This is a genomic window from Nocardia sp. CDC160 (assembly GCF_035818795.1).
Taxonomy (GTDB): domain Bacteria; phylum Actinomycetota; class Actinomycetes; order Mycobacteriales; family Mycobacteriaceae; genus Nocardia.
On record NZ_JAYKYT010000003.1, the window covers coordinates 87,392 to 106,316 of the forward strand.

At 68.8% G+C, this 18,925-nt stretch carries 17 protein-coding genes and 1 other RNA gene; 10 read left to right on the forward strand and 8 right to left on the reverse strand.

Annotated elements, in window-relative coordinates; all coding sequences use genetic code 11:
• Positions 1-157 precede the first annotated feature (157 nt).
• Both VMT40_RS14980 and rnpB read right to left on the reverse strand, forming a co-directional pair.
• Positions 158-1,198: an SPFH domain-containing protein gene (locus VMT40_RS14980; RefSeq protein ID WP_442789985.1), complete on the reverse strand. Its 1,041-nt coding sequence runs from the start codon at positions 1,196-1,198 to the stop codon at positions 158-160.
• Positions 1,199-1,620: 422 nt separating this feature from the next.
• Positions 1,621-2,050, reverse strand: an RNA gene (gene rnpB, locus VMT40_RS14985) — RNase P RNA component class A.
• 30 nt (positions 2,051-2,080) lie between these two features.
• Between rnpB and VMT40_RS14990 the strand changes: the two genes are divergently transcribed.
• Positions 2,081-2,968 carry an alpha/beta hydrolase gene (locus VMT40_RS14990; protein WP_326358721.1) on the forward strand — a complete coding sequence of 296 codons (888 nt, stop codon included), beginning with the start codon at positions 2,081-2,083 and terminating at the stop codon, positions 2,966-2,968.
• A 36-nt stretch (positions 2,969-3,004) separates the two neighbouring features.
• Here the strand turns inward: VMT40_RS14990 and VMT40_RS14995 are convergent, their stop codons facing one another.
• From VMT40_RS14995 to cobC, 4 genes are all read right to left on the reverse strand, one after another.
• The gene (locus tag VMT40_RS14995; RefSeq protein WP_326360194.1) at positions 3,005-4,363 is read right to left on the reverse strand and encodes a bifunctional RNase H/acid phosphatase; all 1,359 of its coding nucleotides are present in this window, start codon (positions 4,361-4,363) and stop codon (positions 3,005-3,007) included.
• A 409-nt stretch (positions 4,364-4,772) separates the two neighbouring features.
• Positions 4,773-5,510, reverse strand: coding sequence for a zinc ribbon domain-containing protein (locus VMT40_RS15000; RefSeq protein WP_326358722.1), 738 nt, complete (start codon positions 5,508-5,510; stop codon positions 4,773-4,775).
• 219 nt (positions 5,511-5,729) lie between these two features.
• The gene (locus VMT40_RS15005; protein ID WP_326358723.1) at positions 5,730-6,866 is read right to left on the reverse strand and encodes a Nif3-like dinuclear metal center hexameric protein; all 1,137 of its coding nucleotides are present in this window, start codon (positions 6,864-6,866) and stop codon (positions 5,730-5,732) included.
• 67 nt (positions 6,867-6,933) lie between these two features.
• The gene (gene cobC / locus VMT40_RS15010) at positions 6,934-7,983 is read right to left on the reverse strand and encodes an Rv2231c family pyridoxal phosphate-dependent protein CobC (protein ID WP_326358725.1); all 1,050 of its coding nucleotides are present in this window, start codon (positions 7,981-7,983) and stop codon (positions 6,934-6,936) included.
• 44 nt (positions 7,984-8,027) lie between these two features.
• Here cobC and VMT40_RS15015 point away from each other — a divergent pair, with 44 nt between their 5' ends.
• From VMT40_RS15015 to sigJ, 4 genes are all read left to right on the forward strand, one after another.
• A complete protein-coding gene (locus VMT40_RS15015; RefSeq protein ID WP_326358727.1) occupies positions 8,028-8,525 on the forward strand; it encodes a low molecular weight protein-tyrosine-phosphatase in 498 nt (165 codons plus the stop codon).
• A 20-nt stretch (positions 8,526-8,545) separates the two neighbouring features.
• On the forward strand, positions 8,546-9,493 hold the full coding sequence (locus VMT40_RS15020) for an SURF1 family cytochrome oxidase biogenesis protein (RefSeq protein ID WP_326360195.1): 948 nt from the start codon (positions 8,546-8,548) through the stop codon (positions 9,491-9,493).
• Between the two features lie 111 nt (positions 9,494-9,604).
• Positions 9,605-10,648 carry a cobalamin biosynthesis protein gene (locus VMT40_RS15025; protein ID WP_326358728.1) on the forward strand — a complete coding sequence of 348 codons (1,044 nt, stop codon included), beginning with the start codon at positions 9,605-9,607 and terminating at the stop codon, positions 10,646-10,648.
• A 223-nt stretch (positions 10,649-10,871) separates the two neighbouring features.
• On the forward strand, positions 10,872-11,825 hold the full coding sequence (gene sigJ / locus VMT40_RS15030; protein ID WP_326358730.1) for an RNA polymerase sigma factor SigJ: 954 nt from the start codon (positions 10,872-10,874) through the stop codon (positions 11,823-11,825).
• A gap of 63 nt (positions 11,826-11,888) precedes the next feature.
• Here the strand turns inward: sigJ and ald are convergent, their stop codons facing one another.
• Both ald and VMT40_RS15040 read right to left on the reverse strand, forming a co-directional pair.
• Entirely contained in the window at positions 11,889-12,998 is a 1,110-nt protein-coding gene (ald, locus tag VMT40_RS15035) for an alanine dehydrogenase (protein ID WP_326358732.1), read from the reverse strand.
• A gap of 120 nt (positions 12,999-13,118) precedes the next feature.
• Positions 13,119-13,907, reverse strand: coding sequence for an MBL fold metallo-hydrolase (locus tag VMT40_RS15040; protein WP_326358733.1), 789 nt, complete (start codon positions 13,905-13,907; stop codon positions 13,119-13,121).
• A gap of 71 nt (positions 13,908-13,978) precedes the next feature.
• Here VMT40_RS15040 and VMT40_RS15045 point away from each other — a divergent pair, with 71 nt between their 5' ends.
• From VMT40_RS15045 to VMT40_RS15065, 5 genes are all read left to right on the forward strand, one after another.
• Entirely contained in the window at positions 13,979-14,992 is a 1,014-nt protein-coding gene (locus tag VMT40_RS15045) for a GlxA family transcriptional regulator (protein ID WP_326358734.1), read from the forward strand.
• Between the two features lie 113 nt (positions 14,993-15,105).
• A complete protein-coding gene (locus VMT40_RS15050; protein ID WP_326358736.1) occupies positions 15,106-15,621 on the forward strand; it encodes a gamma carbonic anhydrase family protein in 516 nt (171 codons plus the stop codon).
• 140 nt (positions 15,622-15,761) lie between these two features.
• Positions 15,762-15,935: a hypothetical protein gene (locus tag VMT40_RS15055; protein ID WP_326358737.1), complete on the forward strand. Its 174-nt coding sequence runs from the start codon at positions 15,762-15,764 to the stop codon at positions 15,933-15,935.
• A gap of 211 nt (positions 15,936-16,146) precedes the next feature.
• Entirely contained in the window at positions 16,147-16,773 is a 627-nt protein-coding gene (locus VMT40_RS15060) for a TetR/AcrR family transcriptional regulator (RefSeq protein ID WP_326358738.1), read from the forward strand.
• A 494-nt stretch (positions 16,774-17,267) separates the two neighbouring features.
• Positions 17,268-18,917 (forward strand): CocE/NonD family hydrolase, encoded by a 1,650-nt coding sequence (locus VMT40_RS15065; protein WP_326358739.1) that lies wholly within the window; start codon positions 17,268-17,270, stop codon positions 18,915-18,917.
• Positions 18,918-18,925 lie beyond the last annotated feature (8 nt).

An 18,925-nucleotide genomic window follows, 5' to 3' on the forward strand; every position in this document is an offset into this window, starting at 1 on the left:
AGCCCCTCGGGGAACTTCGCGCTGAAGAACTTGAACCCGTAGGCGATGCCGAACAGCACCACGATGGCCAACGGCTGAATCACACCCGCCATGACTTACTTCCTCATCTTCAATCCGCCGGACGCGCCCGGGCCCGGTGCCCGCGCCGCGCCGACATCTAGCCCGCGCCGAGTGGTCCCGCCGCGTTCGTCTTTCGTTGCGCCCCGGCGATATCCGACGGTTCGGCGGGGTCCGGGGTGGTGAGCGCCGCGCCCGGTGTCGCGTCCTTGTCCTTGCCGCGTGGCTCGAGGGCGGCGAGCGCCTCTTGGATCGCGGGCTGGGCCAGGGTGGACATGAGTTCCTTTACTGCGGCGGGGTCCAGGGTCGCGGGCTGCCCGGCCACTGCCGCCTGCCCGGCGTCCGCGGGCTGCCCCGCTACCGCGGGTTGTCCGGGCTGGTTTCCGCCGCGCTCCAGAAATCGGAGTAGCTCCACGGGAAACGGCAATACCAGCGTCGAATTCTTCTCCGCCGCAACCTGAACCACGGTTTCCAGGAACCGCAGTTGCAGTGCGGCCGGGGCTTCGGCCATATTGGCCGCGGCCTGCGCGAGTTTCTGCGAGGCCTGCAGCTCACCCTCGGCGGAAATGATTCGGGCCCGCCGTTCCCGTTCGGCCTCGGCCTGGCGAGACATGGAGCGCTTCAACGCATCCGGCAGCGCCACATCCTTGATCTCGACCCGATCGATGTGCACGCCCCAGTTCAGGGCCGGGCTGTCGATCATCAATTCCAGGCCCTTGTTGAGCTGTTCGCGATTGGACAGCAGATCGTCGAGCTCGCTCTTGCCGATGATGGAGCGCAGCGAGGTCTGCGCGACCTGGGCCACCGCGAACAGATAATCCTGCACCTCGATCACCGCCCGCGCCGGATCCACGACCCGGAAATACACGACCGCGTCCACCCGAACGGTGACATTGTCGCGAGTGATCCCCTCCTGCGCGGGCACCGGCATGGTGACCACCCGCATGGAGATCTTCTGCATCTTGTCCACCCCCGGAATCAGCAGCCGCATCCCCGGCTCCTTGACCTCCCGCACCCGCCCCAGCCGAAACAGCACCCCCCTCTCATACTGCGCGACCACCCGCACCCCCGAAGCCAGCGCCACCCCGCCAATAACGACGATCGCCGCCAACCACGCAATCAACAGATACAGAACATCCATTGTTCACTCCGCGAAACTATTTCCGCGCCACCGGAACTCCGATGGTGTCCCCCCATCATCCCACCCAAAGATCGCCCCCGCGAAGAGATAACAACCCCGCAACATCCCCAACCGCGCAAAACCAAGCCCCGACCACGGCGCTCCAGCTCAACGCGCCCGATCCGGCTTCCGGAGGTTGCCTAGGAGTTCTCCGAATTCAGAGAGTTGCCTGCGCCCCCTCGCTTGTGGGGCTTTCAGGGACTTGCCCGAACGTCCCCACCTTCGAACTTCGAGCACGTGCCCGCCTCCCCGGCCTTCGGGGTTTCAGGGGTTCACCCCTGAGCCCCTCTCTCTTTCGGGGTTTCAGGGGCTTGCCCCTGAGTTTCTCCCCTCTTTGGGGTTCAGGGGCTCGCCCCTGAATCTTCTTGCCCAGCTGTGCTGGGCGGACGAGTCGGTCTGTAAGCCGGATCCTGTCCCGGCGTCGAGACGCCGGTGGCGACCATCCATCTGGACACACCGTTGCCGGGTGCCTCGAGCGGTCCACCCGCAGGCTCGGGCGAGCAGCCCTCAGGCACCTGCGCAGTCGCACTCTCGCGAGTGCGACCTTCGACCTTGCTCCGGGCGGGGTTTACCTAGCCGTGCCGATCACTCGGCGCGCTGGTGCGCTCTTACCGCACCGTTTCACCCTTACCGGCGGTGCACTTCTCGCGAAGTGCGGCCCACCGGCGGTCTGTTTTCTGTGGCACTGTCCCGCGGGTCACCCCGGGTTGCCGTTAGCAACCGCCCTGCTCTCTGGAGTCCGGACTTTCCTCGGCGTAGGGCGGCGGCACTGTCCGTGCCCGTTCCCTGCGCCGCGGCCGCCCGACCGACTCGTCCGCGGCCACCAGGGTACGGTAGAGCGCCATGGAGCGTGTCGAGGTGGGGTTCCCTTCGGGTGGCGAGCAGTGTGCCGCGTGGCTGTATCTCCCGGATGGACCGCCCAAGCCGCGCCCGCTGGTGGTCATGGGTCACGGGCTGGGGGCGGACCGGGAAATGGGATTGGACCGGTATGCCCGGCGTTTCGCATCGGTCGGAATCGCCGGACTGGCATTCGATTACCGACATTTCGGGGCCAGCGGCGGTGAGCCGCGGCAGGTGATCAATATCGCGAAGCAGCGCGAGGACTGGCATGCGGCGATCGCCTTCGCCCGCACCATTCGCGGCATCGATGCGACGCGAATCGCGCTGTGGGGCAGCTCCTTCGGCGGCGGGCACGTCCTGGCCGTGGCACCGGACGATCATTACATCGCGGCCGTGGTGGCGCAGTGCCCGTTCACCAGCGGCTGGGCCTCGGCCAAGGCGAAGGGTCCGCTGAGCCTGCTCAAGACCGGCACCATCGCCGTCACCGATCAGCTGGTGGGTCCGATCATCCGGCGGCCGATCAATGCCCGCCTGGCCGGAAAGAAGCATTCCGCCGCGCTCATGAGCGCCGCCGACGTCCCCGCCGGATTCGGCCGCCTCGCCGAGGAGAGCAGCCAGTACCGGCCCAAGGTCCCCGCCCGCATCGGCCTCTCGACACTGTTCGAGAACCCCACCAAACACGTCAAGGACATCAAAGCCCCTGTCCTGTACGCGATCTGCGACAACGACTCGGTAGCCCCGGCCGGTCCCACCCTCAAGGCCGCCGAGCGCACCAAGCACGCCACCGTCAAGCGCTACCCCATCGGCCACTTCGACATCTACTTCGACGACTGGTTCGAAAAGGCCGTCTACGACCAAACCGAGTTCCTGATGGCGACCCTGCGCCCGTAGGCACGGACGCGGGAATCAGCTCGCGGGCAGGGGATTTCAGAGGTAGGACGTGTCGTTGACCAGGCGGACAGAGGATCCGCCGTCGGGGTAGAACTCGGCGATGGACAGGGACGCCAGGTCGAGGTGTAGGCGGTACAGCAGCGACGGGCCGACGCCGAGGGCGAGCTGCAGCATTGTCTTGATCGGCGTGACATGGCTCACCACAAGCACATTCGCGCCGGGGTACAGCGCCATCAGGTCTCGGCGTACCCCCTCGACCCGCTCCCGCACCTGGTCGAAGCTCTCCCCGCCCGGCGCGGGCACCGACGGATCTCCGAGCCATCGCGCGTGCAGCTCGGGGTCGTGCTCCCGCGCCTCCTGGAAGGTCATCCCTTCCCACACACCGAAATTCGTCTCGATCAATCCCGGCAACTCCCGCACTGGCAGCCCGAGCGCCCGCCCCGCCGCCTCCGCGGTCTCCTTGGCCCGTCCCAACGGCGAGCACACGATCGCCTCGATACCGCCCTTGGCCGCGAGCATGCGCGCCGCACCGGCCGCCTGACGCCGCCCCAGCTCGGTCAACGGCGGATTCCCCCGCCCCGAATACCGCCGCTGCACAGAAAGTTCCGTCTGTCCGTGGCGTAGCAGCAGTAGCCGCGTCGGGCGTCCCACCGCCCCGGTCCACCCGGGCGCGGGCGCAACGGTTTCGGCCGCGGCTTCTTCGGTGGGCTCGATCGCCTCGGTGAATCCGGCCGACTCCTCGGTGGACTCGTTCGGCTCTTCGGCGGACTCGATCAACTCCTCGAGCTCCGCCTCCATCGCCGCGATCTCCGGCGCCAGCACGGCGGGCGTGATCGAGTCGGCCAGCTCCGCCTCCGCGTCCGCGAGCTCCGGCGCCAGCGCGTCACCTACGTCGGGTGTGGTGCTCGCTCCGGCCGACTCCTCGGTGGGCCCGGCCAAGTCCTGCTCCGCCGCCGAGATCTCCGACGCCAGCGCGTCGCGCACCTCGGCCACCGTGCCCGCGTCGTCCATGGCCTCGTTGGCGAGCTTGTCCGCGTGCTTGTTCTCCTTGCGCGGAATCCAGGTGAAGCTCACCCGGTCAAATCCGGCCACCAGCCGCCGGGCCCGATCGGCCAGCGGAATCATGGCCTCGTGCTTGACCTTCCAGCGGCCGGACATCTGCTCCACGACCAGCTTGGAGTCCATGCGCACCGCGACCTCGCGCGCCCCCAGCTGGGCCGCGGCCTCCAAACCCGCGATCAGCCCGCGGTATTCGGCCACATTGTTGGTGGTGACCCCGAGGTATTCGCGGCGCTCGGCCAACACCCGCACATGGTCGGCATCCCACACCACCGCGCCGTACCCGGCCGGTCCGGGATTCCCCCGGGACCCACCGTCAGCCTCGACGATCACCATGTCCACCAACGCATTCACCTTCCGTACTCATCCGGAACGCCGCCCAGCCCTATCGTGCCCCACCCCGCTCCGACCGCCGGACCGGCCCGCCGTGCCGCGCTCGTTCCAGACTGGTGAGGGCGGTTGGCCTCGGCCCCGACCGCCAACGGTCACCGCCCAGTTCGGTCCAGACTGCTCACAGTCGCAACCAACTGGCTCCAGATCGCGAACGGCCACCGCCGAGCGCGCACCGAACCACCGACGGTCGCCACCCAGCTGGATCCAGACCGCAAGCGGTCGCTGCCAGACTCAGTTCAGCCCGTCGAGGCTCGCCACCGGGCTCGGTCCAGACCCGCAGGGATCGCTGCGGGGCATCGCATCGGTGGCGGCGAGTCCGAGCTGCCGCGCCCGTGTCGCCGCGGCCGTCGCGTCAGAGGCCGGAGTGCTTGGTGCGCACCAGGATCGCGCTGCATTCGGGGCAGCGGACGACCACGTCCGGGGCGGTTTGGGAGATGCGGGAGATTTCGCCGCGGTCGAGTTCGATGCGGCAGGCGCCGCAGCGGCGGGCCTGGAGCAGGGCCGCGCCGACGCCGTACTGGGCGCGCTGCTTGTCGTAGGCGGCGAGCAGGTCGGCGGGGAAGGCGTTGGCCAGGGCGGCGCGATCGGATTCGCAGCGCTGCTGGGCCACGGCCAGGTCGGCGAGCGCCTCGTCGCGGCGGCGTTCGGCGTCGACCAGGTCGGCCTCGGCCTTGTCCAGGTTGGCACCGGCGTGGGCGTGCGCGTCGGCGGTGGCCTCGCGCTGCTCCATCACCGCGAGCAGGTCGTCCTCGAGCACCTTGCGGCGGCGCTCCAGGCTGCCGAGTTCGTGCTGGAGTTCGGAGAGCTGCTTGGCCCCGACCGATCCGGCGGTGAGCATGCCGCGGTCGCGCTCCTCGCGCTTGCGGACGGCCTCGACCTCGCCCTCCAGCTTGCGGATATCGCGATCCAGGTCGTCGATCTGGATCTCGACCTTGACCGCCTCGTCCTTGCGCGCGGTGCGCTCACCCTCCAGCCGCGCCACCTCCTGCTGCTCGGGCAGCACCTTGCGGCGATGCTCGATCCGCGTCAGCTCGGCGTCGACGGCGGCGAGGTCGAGCAGCTTGGCCTGGATCGATGGTTCGGCATTCAACGCGAAGGTCTCCTGAACACGATTGATGAATTCAACTCTCGAAACTCTCAGGGGCAAGCCCCTGAAACCCCAGATCCTCAGGGGTCGGGCGAGTTCTCAAGACTCCCACCGTACCCGCATCGGCGGGTCCGATTCGCCAACCCGGCGTCGAGCTGGACATTCGCCCGCGACGACGGTGGCCGCTACCCGGGCGGTGTGACGGTCCCCACCGGGCCCGGCTCAGCAGCCGTCCGCCGCGCCGATCGTCCAAGGGTCGGTGCGGAGGGTCGAGACACGAGTCTCGAGGCCGGGGAGGGCGGCGCGCACGACGCCCTCAGCCTGGGCGCACCAGGGGAACTCGGTGGCCCAGTGGGCGGCGTCGACGAGGGCGGGGCCGCCCGCGCGCAGGTGCTCGTCGGCGGGGTGGTGGCGCAGGTCGGCGGTGACGTAGGCGTCCACGCCGAGGCGAGAGACCTTGCCCAGGAAGGAATCTCCCGCGCCGCCGCAGACCGCGACGGTGCGGATGAGGCGATCCGGGTCACCGGCGGCGCGCACACCCCACGCGGTGGTCGGCAACCCGGCTCGGACGCGAGCGGTGAACTCCCGCAAGGTTTCCGGGGCCGCGAGCTCGCCGATGCGGCCGATGCCGAGGCCCGACGGCAGCACCGCCCGCTCGGTGACGTGGTAGGCGGGCTCCTCGTACGGATGCGCGGCGCGCAGGGCGGCCAGGACATCGGCGCGGCGACTCGGCGGTGCGACAACTTCGAGCCGATCCTCCGCGACCTCGTGCAGTTCACCGATCGCGCCGAGGACCGGATCGGCACCGTCGAGCGGCCGGAACCGTGCGGTGCCCGCCACGGTCCAGGCGGCGTCGGAATAGTTCCCCGCGGTCCCCGCACCCGCCGCGAACAGGGCGGCCAGCACCGCCGCACTGTGCATGCGGGGCACGGTCACCACCCACTTGTCCAGTGCGGTAAGCGGTTTCGGATCCAGCGGCCCGGTGACGGTCAGCCCGATGGCCCGCGCCAGCGCGTCCGAGACGCCCGGATCGGCGGAATCGGCATTGGTGTGCGCGGTGAACAGCGCGCAGCCGGAGCGGATGAGCCGGTGCAGCAGAGCGCCTTTGGGCGTGCTCGCCGCCACCGTGTCCACCCCGCGCAGCAGCAGCGGATGATGCACGACCAGCGCCTGCGCACCCCAGTCGATGGCCTCGGCCACCACGTCGGCGGTGGCGTCGACCGCGAACAGCACCCGCGACACCTTCTCGTCCGGGTCACCGCACACCAGCCCCACCGAGTCCCAGGACTCGGCCAACTTCGGCGGATACGCGGCGTCCAGCGCGCCGATGAGATCCGCCAGCCGCACGGTCGTCTCCACTACAGACCTCCCAACTCTCGGGGGCGCACAGCGGCGCTGCCACTGAAACCCTCGGTCACCGTTGTCTTCACAGGCCCACCTCGCGAAGCGCGGAGACCAATCGATCCACCTCGCCCGCGGGTCGCACCGCCACGCGCAGGAAACCGCTCTCCAGTCCCGGGAACGTATCACCGCGCCGCACCGCGATCCCCTTGTCCGCGAGCTTCTTTCGCAACAATTCGGCATCCGGCACCTGGATCAGCAGGAACGGGCCGTCGGCGGGCTCGTGCACCCGCAACCCCACCTCCCGCAGCCGCGGAATCATGGCCGCCCGATCGCGGGCGATCGACTCCGCCCGACGGTGCGCCTCGGCGACCGCCGCCGGTTCACTCACCGCCGCAATGGCTTCCAGCTGCAAGGTCCCCAACGGCCAATGCGCGCGCCCACGATTCAACCGCGCCAACACCTCCGGCGCGCCGAGCACGTACCCGCACCGCAGTCCCGCCAATGCCCACGTCTTGGTCAGGCTGCGGAACACCAACACATCCGGATGACTCTCCCCCGCAATCGATTCCGCTTCACCGGGCACCGCGTCGGCGAACGCCTCGTCCACCACCAGAATCCGCCCCGGCCGCCGCAGGGCCCGAATGCTCTGCGCCCCATGGAGAACCGAGGTCGGATTGGTCGGATTGCCGACCACCACGAGATCGGCCGCCTCGGGCACCCGCACCCCGTCCAACGAGTACGGCGGCTCCAGGATCACCCGGATGACCGGCACCCCGCCCTCCCGCAACGCCAACTCCGGCTCGGTGAAGGACGGATGAATCACCGCGGCCAGCGAGGACCTGAGCCGCGGCAACATCGCGAACCCCTCCGCCACCCCCGCGAGCAGCAGCACCTCGTCCGCGGACCGCCCGTGCCGCGCGGCCACCGCCTCCCGAGCCCGCCGCTCGTCCCCCTCCCCCGGATACCGCCCGAGCTCCCCCAACCGCGCGGCCAATCGCTCCCGCAACCACTCCGGCGGCGCGCTCCCCTGAACGTTCACCGCGAAATCCACCATCCCCGGCCGCGCCTCCACGTCCCCGTGATGCCGCAGCCTGGCATGGTCGAATCCGTCGAACCCGGTGTCATCCAGCACAGCCGTCCACCCTACGTGGCCGGGTCGAACGGCCACCGGACAGAATGGCTGTCGTGGGCGAGCTGCATATCACCTTCATCTGCACCGGCAATATCTGCCGGTCCCCGATGGCCGAGAAGATCTTCGCCGCGCACCTGGAGCGCGCGGGGCTGGCGGATCGGGTGCGGGTGAGCAGTGCGGGGACCGGGAGTTGGCATGTGGGGGACGAGGCCGACCATCGAACCAATAGGGAACTGCGGGCGCACGGGTATCCGACCGGGCATCGGGCGGCGGTGATCGGGCCGGATCATCGCGACGCCGATCTGTTGATCGCCCTCGATACCGGGCATGAGCGGGAGTTGGCTCGGCTCGGGGTGCCGTCGGATCGGCGACGGCTGCTGCGCAGTTTCGATCCGCGGGCCGACGGACGATCGGTGCCGGATCCGTATTACGGGGATCAGGCCGATTTCGCCTTGGTGCGCGAGCAGATCGAGGCCGCCATGCCGGGACTGTTGGCGTGGGTGCGCGAGCAGCTCGGCGAACCGGGCGAGGGGCTGGCATGAGCGCGAAGATCTGGTCGGTGCTGCGGCGGTTGACGTTTCTGTTCCGGCCCAGCTGGCTGATTCTCGCCGTGGTGGTGGCCGGGTTCGCGTACCTGTGCTTCTCGGTGCTCGCGCCGTGGCAGCTGGGCAAGAACACCCGCACCTCCGAACGCAATGACCGGATCTCGAATTCGGTGAAGGCCGACCCGGTCGACATCACGACCATGCTGACCGGCAGCGGCAAGAACACCGAGTGGCGGCGGGTGACTGCCACCGGTTCCTACGTGCCGGACTCGACGATCCTGGTGCGCCTGCGACACCTCGACGGACAGCCCGCCTACACGGTGCTCGCCGCCTTCCGCCTCGACGACGGACGGACGCTGCTGGTCGATCGCGGCCAGATCGCCGCCGCCGAGGGCGGCACACATCCGCCCGCGATTGCCGCCCCGCCGACCGGCGAGCAACACCTCGAGGCCCGCATCCGCGCCTCCGAGGGCGTCATCGAGAAGAAGCCCCCGACCACGGAAGACGGCTACCGCCAGGTTTATACGACCGACACCGGCCAGGAGTCGACCCTACTGGGCTACCCCCTCACCCCCATCCCCACCGACGGATTGGGCGGCTACCTCCAACTCGAGGCCAACCAGCCCGGAGCCTTCACCCCCGACCCCCTCCCCCAACTCGACGCGGGCCCCTACCTCTCCTACGGCCTGCAGTGGCTGGCCTTCGGCGTCATGGCCCCCCTCGGCCTCGGCTACTTCATCTGGGCCGAACTCCGCGCCCGCCGCCGCGAAAAGGCCGAAGCGACGGCCGAACCGGCCGCACCGACAAGCCCCGAGCCAATCGCACCGACCGAGTCGACGGACAGCCCCGAACCCGTCTCCCCCACCCCCACGAAGTCCGCGAAGCCCAACGACCCACCCCCCAAACCGAAGCCAACCTCCAACGAAGCCCGCCTAGCCGACCGCTACGGCGGCACCCGCCGCTGATCTCCCCCACGAGCATGCAATCCAGCAGGCAAACGCCGAGAAGACTGCTGCGTGAATGCATGTTCGTGAGCCATTCGGGTGGGGTGGAAGGCCTCGGATAGCCTCGGGCGGGTGAAGAGTCGGAGAGTTGCGGCGGTGGGGCTGCTGCTTGGGTTTGGGATGGATCGAGTATTCGGCGATCCTCGGCGGGGGCATCCTGTGGCCGGGTTCGGGGCCTTGGCGATGAAGGTGGAGGGGGTCACCTACCGAAACAGTCGGGCAGCAGGGGTGATTCACGAGGTCGTGCTGGTGGGGGCGGTTGCGGGGCTTGGGGTCGGGCTGCAGCGGATCGTGGCGGGGTCGACTGCGCGACGAAGTTCTGGGCGGCGCAGTGCTATTCGGACCGGGGCGGGAGGAGCGACGACCTTCACGCGCGCCGGATCAACGCGGCGCACGATGGCCTCGGCGCTGGGCGAGATTGCGCTGACAGCGGCCGCGACCTGGACCGTGCTGGGTGGGACGACACTCGCGAAGACCGGGCGGGCCATGGCGGATCGGCTCGAGGCAGGGGATATCGACGGGGCGCGAGAGCTTTTGCCGTCGCTGTGTGGGCGCGATCCCGAGGTGTTGGATGCCGACGGGCTTGCCCGGGCTGCCCTGGAGTCGATCGCGGAGAACACCTCGGATGCGACTGTCGCCCCGCTGGTTTGGGGTGCGATGGCCGGTGTGCCGGGGCTGCTGGCCTATCGGGCCGTGAACACCCTCGATGCGATGGTCGGTTATCGGAACGAGCGCTACAACCACTTCGGCTGGGCAGCTGCACGAACCGACGACATGGCGAATCTAATCCCCGCCCGGGTCAGCGGACTGATCACCGTGGCCCTGGCCCCGATAGTCGGCGGGCGGCCCGCCGACGCGTGGCAAGCCTGGCACCGCGACGCGGCCAAGCACCCGAGCCCCAATGCCGGTGTGGCCGAAGCCTCGATGGCGGGCGCACTCGGCGTGCGGCTCGGCGGCAAAACCCAGTACCGACACGGCGTGGAATTACGGCCGACGCTCGGCGACGGCCCGGCCCCGCGCGTGCACGACCTGCGCCGCGCGGTGCGGCTTTCCGAGGCAGTCCAGATCGCCACAGCACTCGCAGCCGCGGCCGTGGCATATCTGCGACGGCGCTGACCTCGCACGGCGACACGGCCCACGCTCGACGGCTCGGGTCCTCGCGCCACAGACCTTCTGGCCGGAATCTCACTCGAGATCCCGGCCAAAACCACGCCGGGGTGGCGGGGGCATCGTCCGGCTTCGCTTAGATTCTCGGGGGAATGTCACAGTTGGCCGAGCTGTTTCGTCGGGTCTGTGGAGGCCGCCCGAGTGGGTGGGAGTGTGAACGAGTGAGGGTGCGATGAGTGACGAGCGGCGGAGCGGGCCGGATCAGGCGGAGTTGGCGCGGGAGTTCGAGGAGCATCGCGGGTATTTGCGGCGGGTCGCCTATAGCACGCTCGGCAGTCTCAGCGATGCGGACGATGTGGTGCAGGAGGCTTGGCTGCGGCTGGTGCGGTACTACGAGACCAGTCCGGAGGGGGCGGAGATCGAGAATCTGCGCGCCTGGCTGACCACGGTCACGGGTCGGTTGGCCCTGGATTATCTCGGGTCTGCCCGCGCCCGCCGCGAACAGTATGTGGGGGAATGGCTTCCGGAGCCGGAGATCACCACCTGGGACGATCCGGCCGATCGGCTCTCCCAGGACGAGCGAGTGACTACCGCCCTGCTGGTGGTGCTGGAATCGCTGTCTCCCGCCGAGCGCACCGCCTTCGTGCTGCAGGATGTGTTCGGCATGTCCGGCCCCGAGGTCGCCGAGGTGGTGGGCCGTACCCCCGCGGCCGTGCGCCAATTGGCCTCGCGCGCCCGCAAACACGTGGAGAACGGCACGCCTCGCTTTCCCGCCAGCCCCGACGAGCACGAGAAGGTGGTCTCCGCCTTCGCCGTGGCGTGGCGTTCCGGGGATCTGAGCGCCCTGCTCGGCCTGCTGGACTCCAATGTCACCTTCACTTCCGACGGCGGCGGCAAGGTGCAGGCCTTCCTGCATCCCCTGCACGGCGCGACCACGGTGGCCGAGACCCTGCTCGGCTTCCTGGCGCATTCCACCAAGGTCGGTGGCGCGTGGGGCCGTTCGGTGCTGGTCAATGGTCGGCCGGGCCTGGTGGTGTTCGACGGCAAGTTCACCGGCGTCTTCTCGTTCACCATCGACGACGGCCGCATCACCAAGATCGACGTGGTGCGCAACCCGGACAAGATCCACCTGCCCGACGACGGCGAACCCGACTGGCCGCTGGGCGATTCCGGCGACAACGCGTAACCACCCCGCCTGCCGAACGGCCCCTGCCCATCCGAAAGGGCAGGGGCCGTTCGCCTCTCGATGTCAGGAGGCGACCGACGTCACCGGCCGCATGCCGTGCGCGGCCGCCACCTCCGGCGAGTACAACTGCCCGGCATGCGCCGTAAGCCCTTGCCCCAGACCGGGATCGGCCTGACACGCGGCCCGCCAACCGAGATCGGCGATGGCCCGGGCGTAGGGCAGCGTGACATTGGTGAGCGCCACCGTCGAGGTGTGCGGCACCGCACCCGGCATGTTCGCCACGCAGTAGAACAGCGAATCCGCCACCCGGAACGTCGGTTCGGCATGCGTGGTGGGATGCGAGCTCTGGAAGCATCCACCCTGATCGATGGCGATATCGACCAGCACCGAGCCGGGCCGCATGTGCGCGACCAGGCTGTCGGGCACCAGCTTCGGTGCGCGCGCACCCGGCACCAGCACCGAACCGATGACGAGATCCGCTGCCAGCACCGCCTTTTCGACCTCGACCGCATTGGAGCCGAGGGTCGTGATCCGCCCGCCGAACCGCCCGTCGAGTTCGCGCAGTCGCGCGATATTGGTGTCCAGCACGGTGACTCGCGCCCCCATGCCGACCGCGACCGCCGCCGCATTGCTGCCCGCCACCCCGCCGCCGAGCACCACCACGTCCGCGGGCCGCACCCCGGGCACCCCGCCGAGCAACACTCCCGCACCACCCTGCGGCGACATCAGGTGATACGCACCCACCTGACTCCCGAGTTTTCCCGCCACCTCGCTCATGGGCGCGAGCAGCGGCAGCGTCCCGTCGGCGGCGCGCACGGTCTCGTAGGCGATGGCGGTGATCCCGGACCGCAGAATGGCGTCGGTGCATTCCCGCGAGGCCGCCAGGTGCAGGAAGGTGAACAGCACCTGCCCGTCCCGCATGCGCGAATACTCCTCGGCAATGGGCTCTTTCACCTTGAGCACCAGTTCCGCCGCGCCCCACACCTCCTCGGGCGTCGGCGCGATCCGCGCCCCGGCCGCGATGTAGTCGGCGTCCCCGAATCCGGACCCGACCCCCGCGCCGACCTCGATGAGCACCTCGTGTCCGTGCCGCACCAGCTCCCCGGCACCGGCCGGGGTGAGCGCGACCCGATACTCCTGCTCCTTGACCTCCCGTGGAACCCCGATTCTCATACCGCCATCGTGGACCCGCGCGGCTCGACCCGCCATGAGCGCCACGACCCGATTTCACGCGGGGCAACCCCGGAGCAACACCTGCGCCCTGCTATTCCGACGCGACCGAGAAGACAGGGGTCAGGCCGACACGACTTCGAGCGCGAGCACCTCGCCGGGGGTCGGGATGCGCAACAGGTGATCCCGGCCCGCGACGGTGAACCGGTGGGTCAGGTAGTCGAGGTGCTCGGAGAAGTGGGCCCAGCCCTCGGCGTGCACGGGAACGATCAGCGCGTCGCCGAGCGCGGCCGAGGCCTTGGCGGCGGTGCGGCCGTTGAGGGTCAGGTCGCTGTCGCCGAAGCGATCGGTATTGGCGGCACCGACATTGAGAATCGCGATATCGATGCGCCCGAACCGCTCCGCGATGCGCTCGACGTATTCGACCGAGGCGTTGTCCCCGGAAACGTAGACCGTGGGCAGACCGTCCGCCTGCAACACGAACCCGGTCACCACACCGGTGAACGGCTCGCACCCCTGTGGCCCGTGCAGCGCGGGCACACCGGTGACGGTCACCGCCCCGATCCGCACCGACTCCCAGTTCGCCAGTCCCCGAACGCCTTCCAGCCGTCCGGCGGCATCCGGCGTCGAGAGCACATGCTCGACGCTCGGCAGGAGCGCCCGCCCGGCCGCATCCAGATTGTCCGCGTGCTGATCGTGCGAGAGCAGCACGACATCGATCGCGCCGATCTCCCCGACCGGCACCGCGGGACCGCTGAGCTTGTAGAGGGTCACCGGCCCCGGGTAATTGCCCGGCTCATCGAACGTGGGATCGGTGAGCCAGCTCAGCCCGCCGTACTCGAATCGCACGGTGGGCCCGCCGATGTGGAGGACTTCGAGGGTGGTCGTCGCGGTATCGATCGTGTTCGTCATGCCAATGAGTTTCGTGATCCGGCTCGGGGCTCGACAGTGGCCCGAGGGCCGCTCTCCGATAATATCGGGCCATGCCCACTCCGGCGGCAGCCACGCTCCCTGCGCCCGATGCCACGCCCACTCCGGCCGATGCCCAACACACCGTCGCCGTCCTCGCCTACGACGGCATCAGCCCGTTCCATCTCTCCGTCCCGACCCTGGTGTTCGGCCGCATCGGCGCGGGCGGTCCGGACGGCAGCCCCTACCGCGTGATCGTCTGCGCCGAACAGCCCGGAAGCATTTCCACCCCAGCCGGTTTCGACCTGGTCGTCCCGCACGGCCTGGAGGCCACCGAGACCGCCGACACCGTCGTCATCCCCAGCTGGGAGCGCGATCTCCCACTGCCCGAACCCATTCGCGACGCCCTGCACCGCGCTCACGCCCGCGGCGCGCGCATTGTCGGCCTGTGCCTGGGCGCGTGGGCGGTGGCCGCCAGCGGTCTGGCCGACGGCCGCGAGATCACCACGCACTGGTCGGCCGCGGCCGATATCGCCCGCGCCTATCCGGCCGTCCGCGTGCGCGCCGACCGCCTCTGGTCCGACGACGGCGACATCATCACCTCGGCGGGTACCGCCGCCGCCCTCGACTGCTGTCTACATCTGGTGCGCGCCGATCACGGCAGCCGGATCGCCGCCGAGCTGGCCCGCCGCCTGGTGCTGGCCCCGCATCGCAGCGGTTCTCAGGCGCAGTACATCCCGGTCGCCGTCCCCGAATCGGCCGAGCAGGATCCGATCGAGCACGCCATGGTCTGGGCTCGAACACATCTCGACGAACCGGTCGATCTGGACGGCTGGGCCCGCACCGCCCTCATGTCGCGTCGCACCTTCACCCGCCGCTTCCGTGACCGCACCGGCACCAGCCCCCAGCAGTGGCTGCTCCAGCAGCGCGTCGACCACGCCCGCCTGCTACTAGAGTCCACCGACGACACCATGGACCGCATCGCCGCCGACTCCGGCCTGGGCACCGCCATCAACCTCCGCCACCACTTCCACCGCCTCCTCGGCACCACCCCCGCCGCCCACCGCGCCCTCTTCCGCAGCGCCTGACCAAGATCAGAGAGCGCACAGCGCGGTGAATCGGGCGAATCCCCACGGCCAGGGCTCCCTGATCTTGGTGCCCACGCGCATCGTGCGAGGGTGGGCGCGCTAGGTTCGGAGGTATGAGGATTCAGCTGGGCGAGCATGCGCCGCAGGTCGATGAGGGCGCGTGGATCGCGCCGAATGCCACCGTGGTCGGGCGGGTGCGGCTGGAAGCCGAAGTGAGCGTCTGGTATTCGGCGGTCCTGCGCGGGGACATGGACGAGATCAGTGTGGGGGCGCGCAGCAATATCCAGGACGGGTGCGTGCTGCACGCCGATCCGGGCTTCCCGTGCACGGTGGGCGCGGGAGTGTCGGTGGGACACAATGCGATTCTGCACGGGTGCACCGTGGAGGACGATGTGCTGATCGGGATGGGCGCGACGGTGCTCAATGGCGCGGTGATCGGCGCGGGGAGTTTGATCGCCGCGAATGCGCTGGTGCCCGAGGGCGCGCAGATTCCGCCGGGGTCGCTGGTGGCGGGTGTGCCGGGCAAGGTGCGGCGGGAGTTGAGCGAGGCCGAGCGTGATCACATTCGCCTGAATGCCGCTGCGTACCTGCACAACACGTCGCTGCACCGGCAGGGTCAAGAGGCTTGACCGAAGGGGGTTTGTGATAAGCCCCACACTGAACAAGTGTCCATAACGGCCGCTGCTAGCATCGTGCGAAGCGTTCCCGGCGGCCCGGGCTCTGCCGCCGTTTGCCGGGTGCGCGCTCGGGGCTAGCAGGAGGTTTTACGGTGTTGTACGAGCACGACAGTCTGCACCGACAGCGCATCAGCGTGGCCGATATCGCGGCACAGCCCGGGGGGATCGAGGCGTTGCAACGCCGGGTCCACGAATTACGTTCCAATGGCCGGGATTTCGCGGCCAATGCCATCGAATGGGAAATGGCCGCGCTGAACCTGCGCTGAGCCGTCACGGGATCCATTCCGGCACCGACGCATTCCCCTGATCGGATGCGGCGCGACCCACCACCATCGCGCGATGCAATAATGCGGCTCGACCTGTGCGCGCCTCCACAAGTGGCGCGCGCCTTGGTCGTTGACGCACAGTGGGCCGTTCACGTGCTGTCGGCCGTTCACCGCAATGTCGCGGTCCCCAACCCGATCGACTGGAGACTCGATGCCGTCCGTACCCACCATTCTGCAACGCATCCTGGAGAAGCCGCGGGCCGAGGGCGAACAGCTGCTCGAGAGCGCGCTGTCGGCCTTCCTCGACTTCGGGATCAAGCGAACCAGTATGGGGGAGATAGCGCGTCGCGCCGGAATCAGTCCGGCCACGCTGTACCGGCGCTTCGAATCCAAGAACGATCTGGTCGCCGCGGTGGGCGTGCGCGAGGCGCAGCTGTTCGTCGCCGAGATCGACAAGCGGGTGCAGGAGGCCACCAGCAATGGCCATGCGGTCAATGATCAGCTGGTCGAGATCTTCGTCGCGTTCATCACCCAGCTGGCCAACAACAAACTGCTGCAACGACTGTTGCGCACCGAGCCCGACACGATCCTGCCGCGCCTGACCACCCAGGCCGGGCCGGTGCTCGCGGTCGGCCGTGCCTATCTGGCCGAAAAGCTGCGCGCCCTCCAGGACTCGGCCGACGTGCCCGCCTTCGACGCCGATCTGGTGGCGGAAGTGCTTGCCCGCCTGGGCCAGTCGCTCATCCTCACCCCGGAGGGCCTGATCCCGCTCACCGACGAGGCGGCAGCGCGGGAGTTCGCCCGCCGCACCATCCTCCCGATGATCGGCGTCCAATAGGAACGAACCCCCGTGCCCGCCCGAGCTCGGGGGTTCCGGCGGCCGTATCCGGTCGGCCGCCCGCTTGCGGCACCTAGACGTTTCCGGCGGCCATGCCCGCGCTCCCGAGTCCGCCCGCGGCGAGCGCGCTACCCGACATGAGACCGACCGCGGCGAGAATCAGAGCCAACATTTTCCAGACCTTCCCGACTGTGTATTTCGAACGACTCGAAAATTACTGCCGCCCACCGGGCCGCGGCGAGACCCGAGAGCGAACTCTGGGCGACCTGTATGCCGATACCCAGCACTCTCCCAGTTCCCGATTCGGGGGCCGTGTGGTAAGTACCGACAAGTCGTTATCCGAATGTGCAGGTAGACAAGGGAACTCACGCATTCCGAATTCCATGACGGCGACTCCGCGGTCGATGTACGATCGAATGCGCAATAGGTTCGGCAAACGTTCTCCACCCCTGGTGAATTCGCGAATTCCCTTTACTCGATGAAGGGAATCTGACATGTCGCAGTCTCATTCGAGTCAATTGCGCCTCCTGACTCCGGATCAGGAAGCCCAGGTCCTCGCCATCACGAACGACCTGCTCACCGGCAATGCGGCCGGGGTGCCCGACTACCTCACCGAAGACATCGAAGCGGTGCGCGGACAATGCGGGATTCGCACCGAGAAAATCCCGGTCGAGCCGGGCATCGAGCTCGACGCCTGCATTGCCTGGCCGCGCGGCGAAGGCCCGCATCCGCTCATCGTCATGCCCGCCGGGCTGGATCAGAGTGGCTGGAAGATGTACGGCGGCGCGATCATTCGACTACTCATGCGCGGATACGCGGTGGTCGCCTACACCGAGCGCGGACTGGCCGAATCCGGCGGCGAACTGACGGTCGCGGGTCCCGAGGATGTGACGGACGGGCGCACCGTGATCGATTGGGCGTTGGCGCACAACGACATCAAGGCCGACCCCGAGAAGGTCGGGATGGCGGGCATCTCCTACGGCTCCGGTATCAGCCAGCTGGTCGCCAATGAGCACCCTGCGGTCAAAGCCGTTGTCGCACTGAGCACGTGGGCCGACCTGGGCGAGGCCCTCTACGACAACGGGACCCGGCACCTCGCGGCCGCGGAGGCCCTGGGCTCGATCAGCGATCGGCCCAGCGCGGAGCTGACGAAGGTACTCGAATCATTCCGGGCGAACACCGATATCGACGAGGTGGTGCTCGCCTACGCGCGCCCGCGCTCCCCCGCCAAACTCGACGACGAGCAAAGGCGGCCGGTGCCAACGTTCTTCACCACGTTCTGGCACGAGACCATCTTCCCGCAGAATCAGCTGCTCGATTACTTCGACCGCTACCCCGGCCCGAAACGCCTGGACATCGCGGTCGGCGACCATAGCGCGTTGGAGGTCGCGGGCCTGATGCTGGGGGTGTACACGCGCACCACGGAGGCGGCCTACGACTGGTTCGACCACTACCTGCTCGATGTCGACAATGGCATCGACCGCGACGGCGTCGTCCACACAGAATCCATGCACACCTTCACCACGGCGACCGCACCGGACCTGCGCTCCTGGTGGAATCCCATGCGCCGCTACTACTTCCGCGCCCCCGCCACCGGATCCGAGGACGGCACGCTGACCCTGGATCCGCCCGAACAGCTGAGCCAGAGCTTCCAGGCCGGTGCCGGGCAGGTGCAGGCCGCACGCACGCTCGTCTTCGACGGCATCCTCGAACGCCTGCTCATGCCCAACCGCCAGCGCCTCGAGGATGTGAACCGCGCCTGGGCGGCGGTCTGGCGCATACCGCGCGCATTTCTGAAAGCCCAGCACATCGCCGGTATCCCGAAGGTGAAGCTGACCGTCACCTCCTCCAGCCGCACCGCGACCCTCATCACCTATCTCTTCGACCACAACCCCTTCACCGGCGCCATGCGGATCATCACCCACGCCGCGGCCACGTTGGAGAGCGCCGAATCGGGCACGCCCATGACGCTGGAGGTTGACCTGCAGGCCACCGACTATCACATTCCGGTCGGCCACCGGCTCGTCGTGGTCATGGGCACCGTCGACCATCTCTACGGCGCTGCCAGCGACCGCTCCGCCACCGTCATCACCCTGTCCAACGACAAGGGCTCGGGCTATCTGGATCTGCCCATCGCACCCTGAAAACCGTT